This window comes from Roseibium album, assembly GCF_001404515.1.
Taxonomy (GTDB): Bacteria; Pseudomonadota; Alphaproteobacteria; order Rhizobiales; family Stappiaceae; genus Roseibium; species Roseibium album.
The window spans coordinates 249565-265903 of the sequence record NZ_CXWE01000001.1 but is presented as its reverse complement, the minus strand read 5'-3'; the positions used below and the strand labels follow the sequence as shown (position 1 = coordinate 265903).

The 16339-nt window shown below is 58.0% G+C and carries 17 protein-coding genes; 6 read left to right on the top strand and 11 right to left on the bottom strand.

The window, feature by feature from the left end; translation table 11 throughout:
- Positions 1 to 74: 74 nt before the first annotated feature.
- Entirely contained in the window at positions 75 to 719 is a 645-nt protein-coding gene (locus tag LA5095_RS01260) for a ceramidase domain-containing protein (protein WP_055111239.1), read from the bottom strand.
- 81 nt (positions 720 to 800) lie between these two features.
- Positions 801 to 2027: an aminotransferase-like domain-containing protein gene (locus LA5095_RS01255; RefSeq protein WP_055111237.1), complete on the bottom strand. Its 1227-nt coding sequence runs from the start codon at positions 2025 to 2027 to the stop codon at positions 801 to 803.
- A 184-nt stretch (positions 2028 to 2211) separates the two neighbouring features.
- Here LA5095_RS01255 and moaB point away from each other — a divergent pair, with 184 nt between their 5' ends.
- The 3 genes from moaB to LA5095_RS01240 are packed head-to-tail and all read left to right on the top strand — an operon-like array spanning position 2212 to position 4279.
- Complete coding sequence (gene moaB / locus LA5095_RS01250; protein ID WP_029063783.1) at positions 2212 to 2769, top strand: molybdenum cofactor biosynthesis protein B; 558 nt, start codon at positions 2212 to 2214, stop codon at positions 2767 to 2769.
- Positions 2770 to 2773: 4 nt separating this feature from the next.
- Positions 2774 to 3274 (top strand): GNAT family N-acetyltransferase, encoded by a 501-nt coding sequence (locus LA5095_RS01245; RefSeq protein ID WP_055111235.1) that lies wholly within the window; start codon positions 2774 to 2776, stop codon positions 3272 to 3274.
- Between the two features lie 36 nt (positions 3275 to 3310).
- Entirely contained in the window at positions 3311 to 4279 is a 969-nt protein-coding gene (locus LA5095_RS01240; RefSeq protein WP_055111233.1) for a glutathione S-transferase family protein, read from the top strand.
- Here LA5095_RS01240 and LA5095_RS01235 read toward each other — a convergent pair.
- Positions 4276 to 4971 (bottom strand): glycosyltransferase, encoded by a 696-nt coding sequence (locus LA5095_RS01235; RefSeq protein WP_055111231.1) that lies wholly within the window; start codon positions 4969 to 4971, stop codon positions 4276 to 4278. The genes LA5095_RS01240 and LA5095_RS01235 overlap by 4 nt on opposite strands.
- Positions 4972 to 5136: 165 nt before the next feature.
- Here LA5095_RS01235 and LA5095_RS01230 point away from each other — a divergent pair, with 165 nt between their 5' ends.
- Together LA5095_RS01230 and rnhB are read left to right on the top strand one after the other, a co-directional pair.
- Entirely contained in the window at positions 5137 to 6213 is a 1077-nt protein-coding gene (locus LA5095_RS01230; RefSeq protein WP_055112602.1) for a PA0069 family radical SAM protein, read from the top strand.
- A 44-nt stretch (positions 6214 to 6257) separates the two neighbouring features.
- Positions 6258 to 6938, top strand: coding sequence for a ribonuclease HII (gene rnhB / locus LA5095_RS01225; RefSeq protein ID WP_055111229.1), 681 nt, complete (start codon positions 6258 to 6260; stop codon positions 6936 to 6938).
- Between the two features lie 395 nt (positions 6939 to 7333).
- On the opposite strand, the gene LA5095_RS01215 is transcribed toward rnhB, so the two are convergent.
- From LA5095_RS01215 to LA5095_RS01180, 8 genes are all read right to left on the bottom strand, one after another.
- Positions 7334 to 7813 carry a F0F1 ATP synthase subunit B gene (locus tag LA5095_RS01215; protein ID WP_055111224.1) on the bottom strand — a complete coding sequence of 160 codons (480 nt, stop codon included), beginning with the start codon at positions 7811 to 7813 and terminating at the stop codon, positions 7334 to 7336.
- Between the two features lie 10 nt (positions 7814 to 7823).
- Positions 7824 to 8372: a F0F1 ATP synthase subunit B gene (locus tag LA5095_RS01210; RefSeq protein ID WP_055111222.1), complete on the bottom strand. Its 549-nt coding sequence runs from the start codon at positions 8370 to 8372 to the stop codon at positions 7824 to 7826.
- A gap of 82 nt (positions 8373 to 8454) precedes the next feature.
- On the bottom strand, positions 8455 to 8679 hold the full coding sequence (locus LA5095_RS01205; protein WP_055111220.1) for a F0F1 ATP synthase subunit C: 225 nt from the start codon (positions 8677 to 8679) through the stop codon (positions 8455 to 8457).
- Between the two features lie 70 nt (positions 8680 to 8749).
- The gene (locus tag LA5095_RS01200) at positions 8750 to 9499 is read right to left on the bottom strand and encodes a F0F1 ATP synthase subunit A (protein ID WP_029063775.1); all 750 of its coding nucleotides are present in this window, start codon (positions 9497 to 9499) and stop codon (positions 8750 to 8752) included.
- 54 nt (positions 9500 to 9553) lie between these two features.
- On the bottom strand, positions 9554 to 9940 hold the full coding sequence (locus LA5095_RS01195; protein ID WP_055112601.1) for an AtpZ/AtpI family protein: 387 nt from the start codon (positions 9938 to 9940) through the stop codon (positions 9554 to 9556).
- A gap of 211 nt (positions 9941 to 10151) precedes the next feature.
- Positions 10152 to 13610, bottom strand: a complete 3459-nt coding sequence (smc, locus tag LA5095_RS01190) for a chromosome segregation protein SMC (RefSeq protein ID WP_055111219.1) — start codon at positions 13608 to 13610, stop codon at positions 10152 to 10154.
- Positions 13611 to 13697: 87 nt separating this feature from the next.
- Positions 13698 to 14333 carry a DsbA family protein gene (locus tag LA5095_RS01185; protein ID WP_055112599.1) on the bottom strand — a complete coding sequence of 212 codons (636 nt, stop codon included), beginning with the start codon at positions 14331 to 14333 and terminating at the stop codon, positions 13698 to 13700.
- A gap of 193 nt (positions 14334 to 14526) precedes the next feature.
- Positions 14527 to 15054 (bottom strand): DUF721 domain-containing protein, encoded by a 528-nt coding sequence (locus tag LA5095_RS01180; protein ID WP_208992514.1) that lies wholly within the window; start codon positions 15052 to 15054, stop codon positions 14527 to 14529.
- A 206-nt stretch (positions 15055 to 15260) separates the two neighbouring features.
- On the opposite strand from LA5095_RS01180, the gene mutY reads away from it, so the two are divergent.
- Positions 15261 to 16328, top strand: a complete 1068-nt coding sequence (mutY, locus tag LA5095_RS01175; protein ID WP_055111217.1) for an A/G-specific adenine glycosylase — start codon at positions 15261 to 15263, stop codon at positions 16326 to 16328.
- The last annotated feature ends 11 nt before the right edge of the window (positions 16329 to 16339 follow it).

The window sequence follows — 16339 nt, the reverse complement described above, 5'->3', positions numbered from 1 at the left end:
CTGTTTCTGGATGCAATCCGGCTGGTGCTGCACATTACAACTTTGACTGCAATTTCCTTAAATGTCTCTGCGGTTTATCTCGCGCGCTGTAAAATAAGAACCCGTATCAACAAAAACAGTACGACCCCGTTCAGAACATGCCACAGGAAATGCGTTCCAAACGCAAGATGCACGCACAGAGGTTCATCCATCGTGCGAAATGTGAGCGAGGCAAGGAACACCAGCCCTGTCAGCAATACCTGTAGACCAAGCTTCTGATTTTTAGGAACAAACAGTATTCCAACAACAAAAATCGCCAGGAGCGCAGGCACGTAACCGGCCGAAGACCCGACAAGCGGCGCGATTGCCTGTCCGGCGAACGGCGTCACTGCAAAAAACGCGATAACGATGCCGAGAGCTGCCCACCATTGCAGCTGCAAAAAACGATTGAGCGCGAGGAAAAGATAAAAATGGATGAAAATCGCGATCGGAATGACGTCGGCAAGCGATGCCCACCTTGTCGCAAAAGTGTGAAACAGGAACGACCCGATGCCTATTGCGGCAAGAACGACGATCAGGCCGAAGCCCGCCAGGTCGTTCGGTGTTTTTCTGCGCCAGATCAGAAATGCGGCCAAAGCCGCAATCAGAAACGCGGCATTGGTCATGGCGTTCAATGGCTCAGACCAGAACTCAGGTCCGACGCGTTCGCAGTAGTTGTCCAGCTTCTCGTGAAATTCCATGCGCCTCACTTCGGTTCGCAGTTCCGGTTAAACTGCTTGTGCCGACCTTCGCATTCAAGACCAAGTTTGTGACGGGTGATGTTACTGCCTGGACATGACAGTTTCGCTGATCAGGGCACCAAGCCTTGAAATTCCCTGTTCAATTTTGCCCGTGTCAGCACAGGAAAAACTCAGTCTCAAGGTGTTGCCGCCGCTCCCGTCCGGATGAAAGGCCCTGCCGGGTACAAAGGCCACCTTTGCGGTCTCGACCGAACGCTCAAGCAAATCCGACGCATCAAGTTCCTCCGGCAACTCCACCCAGATAAACATGCCGCCTTCCGGCCGGGTCCAGCTCGTACCAGCGGGCATGTGTTTTTCCAGGGCCGCAAGCATTGCGTCGCGACGGTCCCTGTAAATCGCATTTGTGCGCGCGGTATGGCTCTCGAACTTCGTCTCGGCAACGCGCGCCATGGCTTCCTGGTTGAGAACCGGTGTGTTGAGATCACTCGCCTGTTTGATCAGAACCAGCCGGGAAATGACTTCGGACGCCGCACAGATCCAGCCGAGCCGCAGGCCGGGCGAAAGCGATTTTGAAAAACTGCCGCAATAAAGCGTCCGGCTGTTTTCAATGCCGCCGTTGCAATCGCAATCAAGCGCCAGCATCGCCCGTACCGGCTCGCCGTCATAGCGAAGGCTCTGATAGGGAGCATCTTCGATCACGGCGCAGGCGAGATCGCCAGCAAGCGACAGAATGCGCTTGCGCTCTTCCAAGTCAAGCGATAGGCCTGTCGGATTGGCAAAATCCGGCGAAAGATATGCGAATTTGACTGCGCCGCCCTTTTCTTCCGCTCTGGCAAGATAGTCACGCGCTTCCAGATTGGCGCGCGGCTCCAGCCGTTCAAAATGAAGCTCATACGCGTTGAACGCCTGGACCGCTCCGAGATAGGTCGGCCACTGAACAAGAGCAGTATCGTCTTCGGAAAGGAACAGTTTGCCGATGTAGTCAAGGCCCTGCTGAGATCCGGACGTGATGAGAATATTCTCCAGATTGCAGGAAACACCAAGTTCTCCCATGTGCTCGACAATCCATTGGCGTAGCCTGATGCTGCCTTCGCTGATGCCGTACTGGAGTGCCCTTTCCGCCTCCGGGCCGCCCAGGATGTCGGAATAGGCCTGCTTGAATTCCCTGGCCGGGAAAAGTGCCGGATCCGGAATGCCTCCTGCAAAGGAAATCACATCCGGCCGGTCCAGCAGCTTGAGGAGTTCGCGAATTTCCGAAGCGCGCATTCGCGTCGCCCGTCTGGCGTAGAGACTGTCCCAGGTTGTCATGATCGGCTCTCAAGCATGTTATCGATTATTTAAGTCAATAATACTGACCTAATTATTTTGCAAGTGTCCCATTCTTGTTATTTTTTGTAATTTTATTTCGCGTAGATGGGCCTGGCACGCGCAGTCCGGCAACCACTGGAAGAATGACTCAACTTCCCTTATGTCTCGAATAAAGGAGTCCCGCATGTCACGTATCGATGAGTCCCGTCCCTTTGTACCGCTCAACATCGCGGTTCTGACCGTTTCCGACACCCGAAAGCCGGAAGAAGACCGATCCGGAAACACCCTTGCAGACCGGGCTGAAAAGGCAGGGCATGTGCTCGCCGACCGCAAGATCGTCACCGATGACGTTCCCGCCATCCAGGAGATTGCAAGGAAATGGATTGCCGACAAAGGCGTCGACGTCATCATATCGACCGGAGGCACGGGTTTTACCGGCAGAGATGTCACGCCGGAGGCGATGGAACCGCTGTTTGAAAAACGGATGGACGGGTTCTCGGAAGTTTTTCACCGTATTTCCTACGACAAAATCGGCACATCCACGATCCAGTCGCGGGCAACCGGCGGCGTTGCGGGCGCGACTTACATTTTCGTGCTTCCCGGTTCGCCCGGAGCCTGCAAGGATGCTTGGGACGGCATCCTGAAATGGCAACTCGACTATCGCCACATGCCCTGCAATTTCGTCGAAATCATGCCGCGACTCGATGAGCATCTCAAGCGCGGGAAACTCCAGGAAGCGTGACGCGATGCCGTTCAGGATCCGAGGAACAACTGCTGCCGATGCGGCCGCCGTTTCAGCGCTGCTCGCGCAAAGTTATTCTGTTCTTCTGGCAGAGGCCTATGATGAAGAAACCCTTCGAAGGGCGCTGCCGCTCATAACCGATGCACAGCCGAACCTACTGACCTCGGGGACCTACTATGCAGCCGAGTTTCGCGATGGCCAGATTGTCGGCGCGGGAGGATGGACCAAGCACTCCCCGACTGGCAGGAACGAAACGGCTTCAAATGGCAATATCCGTCATTTTGGAACCGATCCCGATCACACGGGCAAGGGTATCGGACGTGCCTTGATGGAACGGTGTCTGGAAGAAGCTGCCGCAGCCGGACTGCAGGAACTGAATTGTTACTCGACACTGAACGGCGAAGCGTTTTACCAAGCCTGCGGCTTCAAAACCGTGGAACCGTTTCCGATCGACTTGCCGGGCGGCGTGATCTTTCCCGCCGTCCGCATGACCCGGACACTTTGACGAAATACAAAGACTGCGGGTGAATGGGAGTGCGAAATGGGATTGCTTGTAGACGGTGTCTGGGACAAGGACGCTACAGGTGACGGCGTTGCATCCGATCGATTTGAACGTTCTCGCGCCCAGATCAGAAACTGGGTTACACGCGATGGTTCGGCAGGACCGACGGGGCGCGGCGATTTCAAGGCTGAAAGCGGACGGTATCATCTTTACGTCGCCTGGAATTGTCCCTGGGCACACCGAACGCTGCTGATGCGGGCGCTCAAGGGGCTTCAGACCCACATTCCAATTTCGGTTCTCGCACCCAGACGGACGGATGAAGGCTGGGTTTTCGATCCGGAAGACGGGTATGTCGACACGCTCTTTGGCTCTTCCGCGCTGCACGAGATCTATTCCACAGGCACAGACAACTATACCGGCCGCGTCACGGTGCCGGTGCTCTGGGACACGAAGTCGGAGAAACTGGTCAGCAACGAATCTGCTGAAATCATCCGAATGTTCAATGGCGCCTTTCAGGACATTGCCGACAACCCGACCGATTATGTGCCGGCGGGCTTGATCGAGGCTATCGACGACTGGAACAGCTATATCTATCCGAAGCTCAACAATGGTGTTTACCGGACCGGCTTTGCTCGCTCGCAGTCAGCCTACGACGATGGTGTCCGGGATGTTTTCGAAGCGCTGGAGAGGATAGAAAAAACGCTCGAGACCAGCGCGTGGCTGACAGGGGACGTTTTGACGGAAGCGGATATCCGGCTGTTTCCGACATTGGCCCGTTTTGACGTTGCCTATTGGAGTGCGTTCAAGTGCAACCGCCACCGTCTTGTCGACTATCCGAACCTTTGGGCCTATGCACGACGCTTTTACGCTCTGCCGGGTGTCGCCGATACGGTGAAACTCGAGATTTATCGGCGCGGCTATCATTCCAGAAGTGATGTGCGCAACCCGCACGGGATCGTGCCCCTGGGGCCGATTGTCGATTTTTCGGAGCCTGTTGAAATCTGCTAACCGTGCAATTTCACGGCAACGCTTGCGGGAATACGCAATGCGCCGACGCAGAAGCGCGCTAAGGCCTGGCGAAAACGGGTTGTCGAGCCATCACCTTCCGCCGCACCGGCTGTCACAGCGGCGGCCCTCAGCAATACGATCTGACTGCGGCCGATCCGTTTGGCAATATCGAGGTCCTCGAGTTCCGGCAGCGGCCGGTGTCCCCCGAGCGCCTGGTAGAACTGACGCGAGATCAGGAGACCCTGGTTACCATACGGCATTCCCAGCAATTGCGATCGCAGTGCGGCCAAGGACTCGCTGATGCGCGCGCTCATGCCGAAGCTTTCGTATCTGAGGCGAAAACTGGCGGCGGTCGTCAGCCCGTTTGGCGCTCTGCTTGCCCGGTCGATGAAAGCCTGGGCTTCATGATGCCAGCCGCTTTCCAGCAGCGTTTCCGGCCACAGGAACAACAGCCACTCGCCCCTCTTGGCCAGCCCGGCACCGTGAGACAGACACTCGCTGCGGGTTTTACCGTTGCAATTCACCCAGCTGCAGCCAGCCGCATCGGCGACCTGCTCGGTCGCATCATTGGATCCGCCGTCCACAATAATGACTTCCCGGATCACGCCCTCGGCGGCCGCCGTCACCAGTGACGAAAGCGCGTGCACCAATTCTGTTTCCGAGTTTTTCGTTGCTACGACGACACTGATCATGGCCGTCTTTTACATGAAAAATTCGCAGGTGCGAAATAACCCGCTTGAATGATCGAGTTTTTGATTTAATGTTCCGGTTATGTTCTTTTTTTGCAGTGAAAATGTCCAATGAGTGCCGCACCGCAGTCCGATACCGCTGTCGACCCGGAAGAATACACAGACGCAATGTCAGCCCGGCTCAACGAGGATCGCCGTCGAGGACGCGCAGCAGCTCTCAACAAGACGGGCCGCTTCGAACCACAGACGCGGGAGAGTTTCGATGACGGCTGGGACAGTCTTGAAGATCTGCCCCCACTAAAAACAGAGGTTCAGGATGAACGAGCGCGCACGATCATAACGCGCAACGATTCGCCGGACCTTTCCTTCGACCGCTCGATCAATCCCTACCGAGGCTGCGAACACGGCTGCATCTACTGTTTCGCCCGCCCGACCCATGCCTATATGGGCCTGTCTCCCGGACTGGATTTTGAAACCCGGCTGTTTGCAAAGCCCAACGCTGCAGCCCTTCTTGAACGTGAGCTTTCCAGACCGGGATACACGCCGCGTGTGATCGCGATCGGCACCAATACAGACCCCTATCAACCCCTGGAGAAGAGCTACGGACTGATGCGCGAGATCCTGGAAGTTCTGGACGCATGTTCGCATCCTGTCGCTATTGTCACCAAGTCCGCACTTGTCGCACGCGATATCGACATTCTCTCCAGGATGGCGGAGCGTAACCTGGTCAAGGTCGCGCTTTCGGTGACGACACTCGACAGGAAGTTGTGCCGGGGAATGGAACCTCGCACCTCTGCTCCCCACAAGCGCCTTGGTGCAATTCGGGCCCTTTCCGATGCGGGTATTCCGGTCGCGGTGATGATGGCTCCGATCATCCCTGCCCTGACCGACAGCGAGATCGAAGGACTGCTTGAGGCCGCAGCCGAACATGGTGCGCGTGAAGCAAGTTTCATCCTGCTGCGTCTGCCACTGGAGGTTTCGGAGCTGTTCCGCGACTGGCTGCTGCGCGAGCACCCCGATCGTTATCGGCACGTGATGAGCCTGGTCCGCTCCATGCGGGGGGGCAAGGATTACGATGCCAAGTGGGGTGAACGTATGCGCGGCCGCGGTCCGTATGCCGAGCAGATCGCCAAGCGCTTCTCGCTTGCTGCCAAAAGACTCGGTCTCAACCTGCGCCGGAAAAAGCTGAACACGGCAGATTTCGTTCAACCACAAAAAGGCGGTGTGCAACTCAACCTGTTTTAACGAACCTGCTTGCAGCACATGGGAAGCGGCGGCAGGGTCCTATCATGACTTTCGGTCCTTCCCTCTTCGACCTGCCTTTCCCGGAAAGTCCGGACCTCTGGATAGAACAGCGGCACGCAGCCTCCTTTCACGGCGGGCTTTGCGGTGTCGACGAAGCCGGGCGCGGTCCCTGGGCAGGACCCGTCGTTACGGCTGCAGTCATCCTGGACTATGACAACGTTCCGGATGGCCTCGACGATTCCAAGAAGCTGACGGAAGCAAGACGCGAGGAACTGTTTGGGCAGATCGTCTCGACCGCCCGGGTCTGTACCGCAAGCGCGTCTCCGGCGACAATCGACCGTTTGAACATTCGTGCTGCGACACTTTCCGCCATGGTTCGGGCCGTCAATGGCCTCAGCCAAGTACCGGCTTACGTGCTGGTCGATGGACGCGACATGCCGCGCGAGCTCAAACAGCAGGGACAGGCACTGGTGAAGGGCGACGGGCGCTGCCTGTGCATTGCAGCGGCCTCCATCGTCGCCAAGGTTACGCGAGACCGCATGATGGTGCGCCTCGAAGAACATGTCCCCGGCTACGGCTTTGCCCGGCACAAGGGCTATGGTGTTCCGCAACATCAGGAGGCGCTGGACCGCCTGGGCCCTTCGCCGCACCACAGAATGAGCTTCAAACCGGTGCGATTGGCCGCTGTGGAGAAGAACCGGGCTTCAAAAGTCCGCCATGAGTGAACCACCGGGATCAGACAGACGGCAAACACGGAAACACTCTGTTGCGTGACTGCGGCTCCGCGACACTTCCAGTTCCCCTCGTGCACTGAATTCGGCCGAACTGAATCATTTCACCGTGACTGACAGGTTCCGCACTTGTCGCTTCGTTTCCGCACGCAATGACATGCGTTCTGCGGCGATTGTTTTCATATATGCCCGGTAAACGGATTTCCGTCCGCTCGTGCAGATCAATTCTTTTTCCGGGGAGATCACCATGGCAACACTTGCCGATTCAGCACGAGCCATCGAGTTGGAAGCATCCGCCTGAAGATCCTTATCCCGCACACGGCAATGGCACAGAAACAAAAAAGCGGCCCGGAGGCCGCTTTTCTGAATTCAGGCAATCAGAACCGTGATCAGTTCAAACGTTCTTTGACCTGATCGATGCTCTTGGCAAGAATATCGTCAGCGACCTTGTCCTTGACCTTGGAAGCCAGGATTTCCTCGGCGGCGGCAACCGCGACATCCGCTGCCTTTGCGCGGACTTCGGCAATTGCCTGTGTTTCCGCCTGGGCGATCTTGGTTTCCGCGGCCTTGGTACGGCGCGCGATCATCTCTTCCAGTGCCTGGTTGGTTTCTACCGTCAGACGCTCAGCTTCGGCGTTGGCTTCCGCGATGATCGCTTCTGCTTCGCCTTCCGCTTCATGGCGCTTGCGCTGGTATTCCGACAGGAGGGCCTGGGCTTCTTCACGCATCTTGCGCGCTTCTTCCAGTTCCTTGCGGATACCATCCGCGCGGTCGTCGAGCGAACCGCCAATCTTGCCCGGAACCTTGAGATAGATGATCAGGGCGAAGAAGAGGATGAGACCGATCAGGGCCCAAAATGTTGCATCCATGATGGTCTCCTCAGTTCAACGCCGACTTCAGCGCCTTGGTCAGGTCGGTCTTTGTCGGAGCCTTGCCGATCAGCTGCTCAACGAGCGCTGACGTGGTGTCTCCGGCAATTTCGCCGATCTGGGACAGTGCCTCGGTCTTGATACCGGCGATCTGCGTTTCAGCGGCCTGCAGCTTCTCGTTCAGCTCGGCTTCCGCCTTTTCGCGGCGAGCTTCGTGATCAGCCTTCAGCTTGGCACGCGTGTCGTGAGCAATGCTGTGTGCCTTGTTACGGGCCTCGGCCAGCGCCTGCTCGTATGCTGCGATCGCTGCATCGGTTTCGTCTTTCAGGCGGTTGGCCTCGGAAAGATCACCGGCGATCCGGTCCTTGCGGTCTTCAAGGATCCCAGCGATCCGCGGCATCGCCACGTTCTTCATGATCCAGTAGAAGACGCCGAAGGTGATGGCGAGCCACAGCAGCTGCGACGCAAACGTTGTCGCGTCGAACGGCGGGAAGCCCACGCCATGTTCTGCGGGCGGCACTTCTATGCCTTCAGTGGTCGATTGTGTTTCGCCTGCCATTTCCACTCTCCTAGATCCGGTCAGGCGGCGCCGTCAGGGCGCCGCCACCGGAGTCGCATCGAAATTCGCTGCTTGTGAGCGATTAAGCGAACAGGATGAGGAAGGCGATCAGAAGTGAGAAGATGCCCAGAGCTTCCGTCACGGCGAAGCCGAAGATCAGGCGGCCGAACTGGCCGTCGGCTGCGGACGGGTTGCGCAGAGCGCCTGCGAGGTAGTTACCGAAGATGGTGCCGAGGCCGATGCCTGCGCCGCCCATGCCGAGGCATGCGATACCCGCACCGATGTATTTTGCTGCTTCTGCTTCCATGACACGTGCTCCTAGATGTGTTTGCAGATTGCTCACTTACGACCCTGCCGGCCGTGTGATTGGATGACCCTTAGTGGGAAGGATGAATGGCGTCGTTCAGATACATGCAGGTCAGAACGGCGAAGACGTAGGCCTGCAGGAACGCGACCAGGAATTCGAGCGCCGTCAGGGCTACCGTCATCGCGAGCGGCAGAACCGCTCCGAAGATACCTACCGCACCCATCGCACCGAGACTGACGACAAAGCCGGAAAATACTTTCAAGGTGATGTGACCCGCCAGCATGTTGGCGAACAGACGTACGGACAAGCTGATCGGGCGGGACAGGAACGAGATAACCTCGATCATGGTCACAAGCGGGATCAGCGCGGCTGGCACACCGCTTGGTATGAACAGCTTGAGGAAACTCATTCCGTGCCGCATGAAGCCGTAGAAGATAACGGTCAGAATAACCAGCATCGCCAGCGCAAAGGTGACAATGATGTGGCTGGTGATCGTGAAGAAATACGGGAACATACCGAAGAGGTTTGCGACAAGCACGAACATGAAGAGAGAAAACACGAGCGGGAAGAATCGCATCCCGTCCGTCCCGGCCGCATCTCGCAGCGTGCCCGCAATGAATTCGTACATCATTTCCGAAACCGACTGCACCCGGCTCGGCACAAGGCCGCGACCGCTGGTCGAGAAGATCAGAAATGCGGAGGTTGCCGCCACGGTCAAGACCATGAACAGGGAAGAGTTGGTAAATGAGAAATCCATGCCTCCGACTTCAATCGGAAAGATCTTCTGGATCTGGAACTGTGAAATCGGATCGTTCGCCACCGGCCAGCCTTCTTCGCTCGTTCATTCTCACAGCGCCTCAAGGCGCTACAATTTCTAGTCCGATCCGTCTTTGCGAACGTCTTTGTCCCGGCGCAACCCCACTTGCGGCTGTTCGACCGCCCCGGCCGAACGCAACACATTCAGGACACCGGCCGCAAAACCCAGCAGCAGGAAAATAATGAGGCCGAATGGCGTCGTCCCCAGCCACTGGTCGGCAACCCAACCTATCCCGGCTCCTACCAGAACACCCGCGATGAATTCGGATGAGATCTTCATCGCCTGAGCATATCCGGAGGAGTTGCTTTCAGATTTGCGCGCGGCCTTTTCATCGACTGCGTGCTGATCTTCAAGCTTCCGGTTCAATTGAGCCCGCCGTTTCGACAGACCCGCTTGCGAAACATCGCCGTTTCGATCGTGATTTTCGCCGTCTTCCGAAGACATGTTCTTCTGTCCCCAGTGCGCCGACATGTCAGATCAAATAACAGGAATGCCCCGTAAGCCGCGCGCACCATAGTCGGCGCCTATGGCCGTGTCAAGGAGCCTTAAACAATAATTATCTTATTGAAATAATTAGTCTTTTTTCTTTCTCACAAAATTTACGAGACCTAAGTTGTACGCTGGCTTCGAAGTGACGCAGCCGCCAGGGGTTCCATCAGGCGGTTTCCCGGAATCGTTCCGCCGTCTCAAGGTCGACCGAAACAAGCTGTGAAACACCGCGCTCGGCCATGGTCACCCCGAAAAGCCGGTTCATGCGCGCCATGGTAATCGGATTGTGCGTGATCACGACAAACCGGGTTTCCGTGCTGGCGATCATCTCGTCCAGCAGGTCGCAGTAACGCTCGACATTGGCATCATCCAGCGGGGCGTCGACCTCGTCGAGAACACAGATCGGAGCAGGATTGGTCAAGAAAACCGCAAAGATCAGCGACATTGCGGTCAAGGCCTGTTCGCCGCCGGACAGCAGTGTCATCGTTTGCGGTTTCTTTCCCGGTGGCCTGGCAATGATCTCCAGCCCGGCATCGAGCGGGTCGTCTGAATCAACCAGCTGAAGTTCAGCAGTCCCGCCACCAAAAAGATGCGTGAACAGGCGCTGGAAATGGCCGTTGACGACTTCGAAGGATGCAAGAAGGCGTTCTCGGGCTTCTCGGTTGAGGTTTGAAATGCCGGTGCGAAGGCGCCGAATCGCTTCGATTAGATCGTCCCGTTCAGATGTCAGCGTGGTCTTCTGCTCGTCGATTTCCTTCAATTCTTCTTCGGCGCGCAGGTTCACCCCGCCAAGGCGCTCACGTTCCGCCTTGAGCCGCTCCAGCTTTCGTTCGGTGGCAGCCGGATCCGGTAATGGTGCGCCCTCTTTCAGCCCGGCAATCTCGGGGAGTGCCGTAACGGGGACTTCAAGATCCTCGTCAATCCTGCGTTCCAGGTTGCCTTTGCGTTCCTTCGAGGCCTCGAAGCGTTCCTCCGCCCGGATCTTCTGCTCACGTGCCCCCGCCAAGGCCTCCATTGCCGCCCTGGCCGCACGATCGACTTCCGAAAGGTCCAGTTCTGCCTGCTGCAACTGGTCGTCGCGCGTCTTCTTTTCGTCCTCGGCCTTCGATATCGCTGAAAACAGTTGCCGTCGCTTGATCTCGATGTCTTCGGGTGCCTCGATCAGTTCGGCCCGCTCCTCTTCAGCCTCTTCCCGGCGTTCGGTCAGCACGGTAATCTGCCGCGCCGCGTTGGACGCCCTGGTTTTCCAGCTGTCATATTCGCGCGCGATCGCTTCCAGCCGCCGGTCGCGCATTTGCTGCTCGCGTGCAAGCCCCTCAGAGACGGCGCGCGCTTCGGCCAGGGCGCCGCGTGCCGCAGCGACCTCTTCCTGGAGGTCCGAGATCTGTTCCTGGTAGTTCGCGCTCTCGGGGGCATCGGCGAGACGCTCGTCCGCCTCGACAACCTGTTCGCGCGCAAGCTCCGCTTCTTCTGCAATGCGTTCTGACCGGTCTTGTGCAGCAGCCTTTTTCGCCGCCAACTGGGATATCGAACGTTCCGCAGTTACGAGTGCCTCGCGGGCGGCAGCCGCCTTGCGTTGTCCATCCCGCACCTTGCCGCGTGCGGACTGTTCCAGTTCAACACTCTGGCGCACGCGTGTCGCGGCGGTTTCCAGATCCTGCTGCCGGCCCTCAAGCTCACCTCGAGCGGTATCTATTTCATCGGCAAGTTCGGCAAGACGATTTTTCTGGGCCAGTCTTTGCGCCGCCGGTGTCGGTGCATTGGCGGCGACCAAAAAACCATCCCAGCGCCAGAGATCGCCATCTCTCGAGACCAGTCTTTGTCCCGGAAGGAGTTCAGCGCGACGGGCAGGCCCCTCGTGCTGGTCCACGATGCCCACCTGGCGCAATCGGCGCGCAAGTTCCGCCGGAGCCACGACTACGTCAGCCAGAGAACGGATACCGGAGGGCAAAACCGGATCTCTGTCTCCGGGCAGTGGGGTCCCCCATTTGACTGCGGCGGTTTCTTCGAGCGATGCATCCAGGTCTTCGCCAAGCGCGGCGCCGAGCGCGGTTTCAAATCCCTGTTCTACCTGAACCTGCTCAACGACAGGTGTAAAGTCCTGATCGGAGTGCACATTCAGAACCTGATCGAGGGTTCGGGCTTCCGTTTCCAGGCCCTGTAACGCCTGTTGCGCATCACTCAGCGGTCCTCTAGCAGACTGCTCCTGTTCCCGGGCCTCACGGGTTGCATGTTCCGCCTCTTCCGCAGCTGCATCGGCCTCCAGAAGAGTTTCTTCGGCAAGTTCCAGCGCCTCGCGGTTTTCAGAAACACCATCGTTCTCCGCCAATTGACTATTCAGCGCGTCCAGGGCCTGTTGAGCTTCCTGTGCCTGGGCCACAAGGCGTTCGGCGCGCTGGCGTGTCTCTGCCACCGCGCGCTCCAGTTGACGGCGCTCTGCACTGGCGCGGGCTTCCGCCGCTGTCAGATCCGACAGCCTGGTCTCGTTGGCACGAACAGTCTCCTCCGCCTCCGAAACGCTTTCGCGGGCAGAATCGGTGCGCTCCTGTACCATTTCGTTTTCTTCAAGCAGTTCCGCGCGCTCTTCAGACAGGCGTTCGAGAACCTCATCGTTTTCAGACACCATTGCCTGCTCACGCCTGATGTCTTCGGCAAGTTGAACCAGTCGCCGCTCCAGATCCTGCAACCGCTCCTTTACACGGCGCTCCTCGGCATCAAGTTCGTTGCGCGCAATGACAAGCCGTTGCAGGGCTGCCGCAGCCTTTACGGCTTCGTCTCTCAACTCCGGCAGCTTGTGTGCTGCGATCGCCTGAACGCGTGCGCTTTCCGCCTGAAGGGCGGTCGCCTCATTGACCTGCTTCTGCGCTTCGGCGAACTGGTTTTCGGCCACTGACAGGGCATTCCGGGATTCTGTCCAGCGGATAAAGAGGATGGAAGCTTCCGCCGCGCGGATTTCGGATGACAGGTTCCTGTAGCGCGAGGCTTGTCGCGACTGGCGCTTCAAGTTGTCGAGCTGGCCATCGATCTGAACCAGAACATCCTCCAGCCGCTCCAGATTTTGCTCGGCTGCGCGCAAACGGATCTCGGCCTCGTGCCGCCGGGAATGAAGGCCGGAAATTCCGGCAGCTTCCTCGAGGATCTGACGTCTGGATGTCGGCTTGGCGGCGATCAGCTCGCCGATCTGGCCTTGCCGCACCATCGCAGGCGAGCGTGCGCCGGTAGAAGCATCGGCAAACAGCAGCTGGACATCGCGCGCGCGGACATCCTTGGCGTTTATCTTGTAGTTGGATCCCTGCTCCCGCTCGATCCGGCGGCTCACCTCCAAGAGGTCCGCGTCATTGAACGCCGTCGGCGCCGTGCGGTCCGGATTGTCGAGAAAGAGCGTGACTTCCGCGGTGTTCCGCGCCGGACGGTTGAGACTGCCGGAGAAGATCACATCGTCCATGCCGGACGCGCGCATGTTCTTGTAGGAGTTTTCGCCCATGACCCAGCGCAGGGCCTCGACGAGATTAGATTTTCCGCAACCATTGGGGCCGACGACACCGGTCAGCCCGTCGCCGATGATGAATTCCATCGGTTCGACAAAGGACTTGAAGCCCACGATTCGCAGTTTGGAAAATTTCATCGGCGCTCAAACCTCCGGGAGGCGAGCGCCGAACAAGGCAAAGTCAGGTTCAGGCAATCGTCATCGCCCGGCGAAAAATCCGCCGGATTAAAGGTTTTCCTCGATGATCTTGCCCATCTCGTCAATCGACATCGCCCCTGAGTGCTTGGCGCCGTTGATGAAGAATGTCGGCGTAGAGTTCACGCCGAACTCGTTCGCAGCACGATCTCTCACTGCATTAACTGCGTCGAGCAGACCCTGGTTTGTCAAGCATTCCTCGAAGGACTCCTGTGTAAATCCGATCTGTTTGGAAAAATCGAGCAGGGATTGGTACGGATTGTCGGTAAATGCCCAGGCGCGCTGGTTTTCAAACATTGTATCCACAATCTCGAAATAATTTTCAGCCGGTGCGCAGCGGGCCAGCATGAAGGCGGCAGCCGCAACCGGATCCAGCGGAAACTCACGGAAAACGAAGCGGACCTTGCCCGTGTCGATGTACTGTTCCTTGAGCGGCTTCCAGGTGCGTTCGTGGAAGTTTGCACAATGTCCACAGGTCATGGACGCATATTCGATAATCGTGACCGGTGCGGTTTCTTCACCCAGAACCTTGTCACCCAGCGGACCCGGTACGTTCAGCTTGTCCGGATCGACCGACTGCGCAAGCGCCGGAACGCTTGCTGCAACACTGAACGCTGCGGCCGTCAAAGCCGTGGTCTTGAGAAACTGTCTGCGGGTCTGGGTCACGAGGGTCGTCCTGTCACTGTTTCTACGCACTGCACGCGGTGGTGCAGATTCTGTTGCTTCATTTGCCCCTTCGGGCAGCCGGCGTCAACAACGCTTATCAAATGTGGCAGGATAGAGGACTCCTCAACTGTTTCTTTCACGATGATGTTATTGCGTTGTTATCGCTTGCGAACACCCCGGCATATGTAACTTGTCAAGCCGCCTCGTCCGTGCCTTTTGCGATCACCTGGGCACCGAGCTTTTTCAAAGCTTCCCGCAAACGGTCGTTCTCGACGCCTTCCAGGCTTTTGTCGAGCTTCTCCTCTTCCCGCTCCGTGAGAGACCGCAGAGGTTTAGGCTGCTCAGCCTGCTTAGTCCTCACCGGTTTCTGCAGGATCTTGATGCGGCCGATCGCCGCCCAGCCATAGAATGTGTTTATCCGCTCGATTACCTGGGCGCTGTCATGGGACAGCATCATGGCAGTGGCACCATCGGTATGAACCACCAGTGTCGCGGGCTGCGGCGGTTTTTCCGGATCGCTCAGTTCGGGCTGCCGCGGCCAGATCAGCTTGTCGGGCAGAACCCGGGTGCCATAGCGCTCTCCGACGATATCGGGCCAGGCGGTGACAATGTCGACAGAGGCAAATCCCCGCTTGCGGCACGCAGGCGTCATCGCCTTGCCGACGAGGTCGGCAAGCATTTTCGCCTCTTTCGGCTTGTGCTGCGTAATTGCCTTTGCCACGTTGATGACCTACTTCCTCATCCGGATCGCCAAATTGCACCGATTGAGCACGGTTCACGAAATACGATGTCGTGTCCCAATAGAATACGCCAAAAAGACGACGATTACTTTATGGACACCCACCAGGCAGTCAAATCTACCCAAGTTGTCCCCAGGCTATCCAAGATAGCATGCACAAATTCACCTGCGAGTACACGTTAATCCTCATGCGGTCTGCTTCCCTAAACCAATCGCTTCTGAAGTGGTACGACAGGCACGCCAGGCGATTGCCGTGGCGCGTTTCCCCGGAAGACAGGAAACTTGGCGAAATCCCCGACCCTTACCGGATCTGGCTGTCCGAAGTGATGTTGCAGCAGACCACGGTCGCGGCGGTGAAGGACTACTTCGAAAAATTCACCAATGCCTGGCCGAGCGTTGAGGACCTTGCCGCCGCCGATGAAGAAGACGTCATGAAGGCCTGGGCAGGTCTGGGGTACTATTCACGCGCACGGAATTTGAAAAAATGCGCAGACACCGTTGCCCGGGATCACGGCGGCCGGTTTCCGGAAGCAGAAGACGCGTTGCTGAAGTTGCCCGGGATCGGTCCATATACGGCAGCCGCCATCGCGACAATCGCCTTCGACCGGCATGCGGCGGTTGTCGACGGCAATGTCGAGCGGGTGCTGACACGGCTGACACAGATTGAGACTCCATTGCCCGAGGCAAAGAGCCAAATCAGGGACGTGATGGCGACGCTCACGCCACACGACCGGCCGGGCGACTTTGCGCAGGCGGTGATGGACCTCGGAGCCACGATCTGCACGCCGAAGCGGCCGGCGTGCGGTCTTTGCCCCTGGATGAGCGATTGCAAGGTTCAGAATTCCAGCTTGGCCGAAGCGCTGCCCAGAAAGGCACCAAAGAAAGAAAAGCCGACCAGGTATGGAGCTGCATTCGTTGCCGTCGACCGGGAGAGCGGAGCTATCCTTTTGCGCCGCCGGCCGCCAAAGGGGTTGCTAGGCGGCATGACGGAGGTTCCCGGCACGGACTGGTCGGAAGCGTTCGACGTTTCGGGCGCGCAGGAACATGTCCCCTTCCCGTCCGAGTGGCGAATATGCGCCGGCGTGGTGAAACACACGTTCACGCATTTTCATCTGCGGCTCACGGTCTTGCGGGCATACGCGCCGCAGGACATCCTTCGTATGGTCGAAGGTACATGGTGGTCTCCACCCGCTGCTCTCGACGAGGAAGCGCTGCCGACAGTGATGCGGAAAGTACTGTCGGCAGCGCTCGACTAAGTGGAGACTTC

Bases quoted from the DNA above. Each gene is read 5' to 3' on its own strand.
- LA5095_RS01260 (WP_055111239.1), bottom strand. From the start codon at position 719: ATGGAATTTCACGAGAAGCTGGACAACTACTGCGAACGCGTCGGACCT.
- LA5095_RS01255 (WP_055111237.1), bottom strand. From the start codon at position 2,027: ATGACAACCTGGGACAGTCTCTACGCCAGACGGGCGACGCGAATGCGC.
- moaB (WP_029063783.1), top strand. From the start codon at position 2,212: ATGTCACGTATCGATGAGTCCCGTCCCTTTGTACCGCTCAACATCGCG.
- LA5095_RS01245 (WP_055111235.1), top strand. From the start codon at position 2,774: ATGCCGTTCAGGATCCGAGGAACAACTGCTGCCGATGCGGCCGCCGTT.
- LA5095_RS01240 (WP_055111233.1), top strand. From the start codon at position 3,311: ATGGGATTGCTTGTAGACGGTGTCTGGGACAAGGACGCTACAGGTGAC.
- LA5095_RS01235 (WP_055111231.1), bottom strand. From the start codon at position 4,971: ATGATCAGTGTCGTCGTAGCAACGAAAAACTCGGAAACAGAATTGGTG.
- LA5095_RS01230 (WP_055112602.1), top strand. From the start codon at position 5,137: ATGTCAGCCCGGCTCAACGAGGATCGCCGTCGAGGACGCGCAGCAGCT.
- rnhB (WP_055111229.1), top strand. From the start codon at position 6,258: ATGACTTTCGGTCCTTCCCTCTTCGACCTGCCTTTCCCGGAAAGTCCG.
- LA5095_RS01215 (WP_055111224.1), bottom strand. From the start codon at position 7,813: ATGGATGCAACATTTTGGGCCCTGATCGGTCTCATCCTCTTCTTCGCC.
- LA5095_RS01210 (WP_055111222.1), bottom strand. From the start codon at position 8,372: ATGGCAGGCGAAACACAATCGACCACTGAAGGCATAGAAGTGCCGCCC.
- LA5095_RS01205 (WP_055111220.1), bottom strand. From the start codon at position 8,679: ATGGAAGCAGAAGCAGCAAAATACATCGGTGCGGGTATCGCATGCCTC.
- LA5095_RS01195 (WP_055112601.1), bottom strand. From the start codon at position 9,940: ATGTCTTCGGAAGACGGCGAAAATCACGATCGAAACGGCGATGTTTCG.
- smc (WP_055111219.1), bottom strand. From the start codon at position 13,610: ATGAAATTTTCCAAACTGCGAATCGTGGGCTTCAAGTCCTTTGTCGAA.
- mutY (WP_055111217.1), top strand. From the start codon at position 15,261: ATGCGGTCTGCTTCCCTAAACCAATCGCTTCTGAAGTGGTACGACAGG.